The sequence below is a fragment of the Variovorax sp. 01T439_2 genome (genome assembly GCF_056398445.1).
In genome coordinates, this window is sequence record NZ_JBFTPJ010000761.1 from 1 (window position 1) to 2,935 (window position 2,935).

The window sequence follows — 2,935 nt, forward strand, 5'->3', positions numbered from 1 at the left end:
GGGCGGCGCCGGCGCCTCCTGGCGAAGGCGCGGCCCGCGGGCGGCGCCGGCGCCTCCTGGCGAAGGCGCGGCCCGCAAGCGAAACCTATAATCGATTGTTCAAGCAAATCAAGCAGTCAGGTCGGTTCGCCGCAGTGGTTTCGACGAGAGGGTCGCCATCGCCAGGCCGCCCTCGACAGAAGACGAAATCCAAAGATGAGCCAGCCCACAATCACGGTCGCGGACATCCGCAAGACCTTTCTCGATTTCTTCGCTTCCAAGGGCCACACGGTGGTGGCCTCCAGCTCGCTGGTGCCGGGCAACGATCCCACGCTCATGTTCACCAACTCGGGCATGGTGCAGTTCAAGGACGTGTTCCTCGGCGAAGACAAGCGCCCCTACGTGCGCGCCGCCTCGGTCCAGGCGTGCCTGCGCGCCGGCGGCAAGCACAACGACCTGGAGAACGTGGGCTACACCGCGCGCCACCACACCTTCTTCGAGATGCTGGGCAACTGGAGCTTCGGCGACTACTTCAAGCGCGAATCGCTCACCTGGGCCTTCGAGCTGCTGACCAAGGTCTACAAGCTGCCGGCCGAGAAGCTTTGGGCCACGGTCTACATCGAGGACGACGAGGCCTACGACATCTGGACCAAGGACATCGGCCTGCCGYCCGAGCGCGTGGTGCGCATCGGCGACAACAAGGGCGGGCGCTACATGTCCGACAACTTCTGGATGATGGCCGACACGGGCCCCTGCGGCCCGTGCTCCGAGATCTTCTACGACCACGGCCCCGAGATCCCCGGCGGCCCGCCCGGTTCGCCTGACGAAGACGGCGACCGCTACATCGAGATCTGGAACAACGTGTTCATGCAGTTCGACATGCAGCCCGACGGCTCGGTCAAGAAGCTGCCCGCGCCCTGCGTCGACACCGGCATGGGCCTGGAGCGCCTGGCCGCGATCCTGCAGCACGTGCACAGCAACTACGAGATCGACATCTTCGACGCGCTCATCAAGGCCGCCGCGCGCGAGACGGGCGAGAAGGACCTGGGCAACAACTCGCTCAAGGTGATTGCCGACCACATCCGCGCCACCTCGTTCCTGGTGGCCGACGGCGTCATTCCGTCGAACGAAGGCCGCGGCTACGTGCAGCGCCGCATCGTGCGCCGCGCCATTCGCCACGGCTACAAGCTGGGCCAGAAGAAGCCCTTCTTCCACAAGCTCGTGCCCGACCTCGTGAAGCTCATGGGCGAGGCCTACCCCAAGCTGGTGGCCGACGAGAAGCGCATCACCGAAACGCTCAAGGCCGAGGAAGAACGCTTCTTCGAGACGCTGGCCAACGGCATGGAAATCCTCGACGCGGCCCTGGCCGGCGACGCCAGTACGCTGCCGGGCGAGGTCGCCTTCAAGCTGCACGACACCTACGGTTTCCCGTTGGACCTGTCGGCCGACGTGTGCCGCGAGCGCGGCGTGAGCGTGGACGAGGCGGGCTTCAACGCCGCCATGGAAAAGCAGAAGGCCGCGGGCCGCGCCGCCGGCAAGTTCAAGATGGACCGCAACGTCGAATACGGCGGTGCGGGCAACGTCTTCACGGGCTACGAGAAGCTCGAAGAAAACGCCAAGGTCGTGGCGCTGTACTTCGAAGGCGCGGCCGTGCAGCAACTGAAGGAAGGCCAGCCTGGCATCGTGGTGCTCGACACCACGCCTTTCTATTCGGAGAGCGGCGGCCAGGTCGGCGACCAGGGCGTGCTGGTGGCCGAGGGCATGCAGTTCGGCGTGGACGACACGCAGAAGATCAAGGCCGACGTGTTCGGCCACCACGGCACGCAGACCCAGGGCACGCTCAAGGTGGGCGACACGGTCAAGGCCGCGGTCGACACCGCGCGCCGCGCCGCCACCATGCGCAACCACTCGGTCACGCATCTGATGCACAAGGCCCTGCGCGAAGTGCTGGGCGCGCACGTGCAGCAGAAGGGCTCGCTGGTCGATGCCGACAAGACGCGCTTCGACTTCGCGCACAACGCAGCCGTCACGCACGACCAGATCCTCGAGATCGAGAAGCGCGTGAACGCCGAGATCCTGGCCAACACCGAGACGCATGCGCGCGTGATGGACATGGAGTCGGCCCAGAAGACCGGCGCCATGATGCTGTTCGGCGAGAAGTACGGCGAGAGCGTGCGCGTGCTCGACATCGGCTCCAGCCGCGAACTCTGCGGCGGCACCCACGTGGGCCGCACGGGCGACATCGGCCTGTTCAAGATCGTGAGCGAAGGCGGCGTGGCCGCCGGCGTGCGCCGCATCGAAGCCGTCACCGGCGCCAATGCGCTCGGCTACCTGCAGGAGCTCGAAGCCACGGTGCAGAGCGTGGCCGCCACGCTCAAGTCGCCGGCCGCCGAACTGCAGGGCCGGCTCGTGCAGGTGCTGGAGCAGGTGAGGGCGCTGGAGCGCGAAGTGGGTTCGCTCAAGGGCAAGCTCGCCTCGTCGAAAGGCGACGAACTGGTGGCGCAGGCGGTCGACGTCAACGGCATCAAGGTGCTGGCCGCCAAGCTCGACGGTGCCGACGCCAAGACGCTGCGCGACACCATGGACAAGCTCAAGGACAAGCTCAAGACGGCGGTGGTCGTGCTGGCCGCGGTCGACGGCGCCAAGGTGCAGGTGGCTGCGGGCGTCACGAGCGACACGGTCGGCAAGGTCAAGGCCGGCGAACTGGTCAACTTTGTCGCGCAGCAGGTGGGCGGCAAGGGCGGTGGCAAGGCCGACATGGCCATGGCCGGCGGCACCGATGCCGCGGGCCTGCCGGCCGCGCTCGAATCGGTGCAAGCCTGGGTGGCGGAACGCACCTGATGGCCCGAGCCGAGGTGCCCGGCCGGCCTCCCGGCGAAGTGCTGGTGATGGGGGCAGGCACCATCGGCTGCTTCGTGGGCGGCAGCCTGGCGGCGGCCGGCGTGCCGGTCACTTT

General features: G+C 67.2%; 1 protein-coding gene. It reads left to right on the forward strand.

The window, feature by feature from the left end; all coding sequences use genetic code 11:
* The first annotated feature begins 195 nt into the window (after nt 1–195).
* Nucleotides 196–2,820 (forward strand): alanine--tRNA ligase, encoded by a 2,625-nt coding sequence (gene alaS, locus AC1DOC_RS27320; protein ID WP_478130883.1) that lies wholly within the window; start codon nt 196–198, stop codon nt 2,818–2,820.
* Nucleotides 2,821–2,935: the final 115 nt, after the last annotated feature.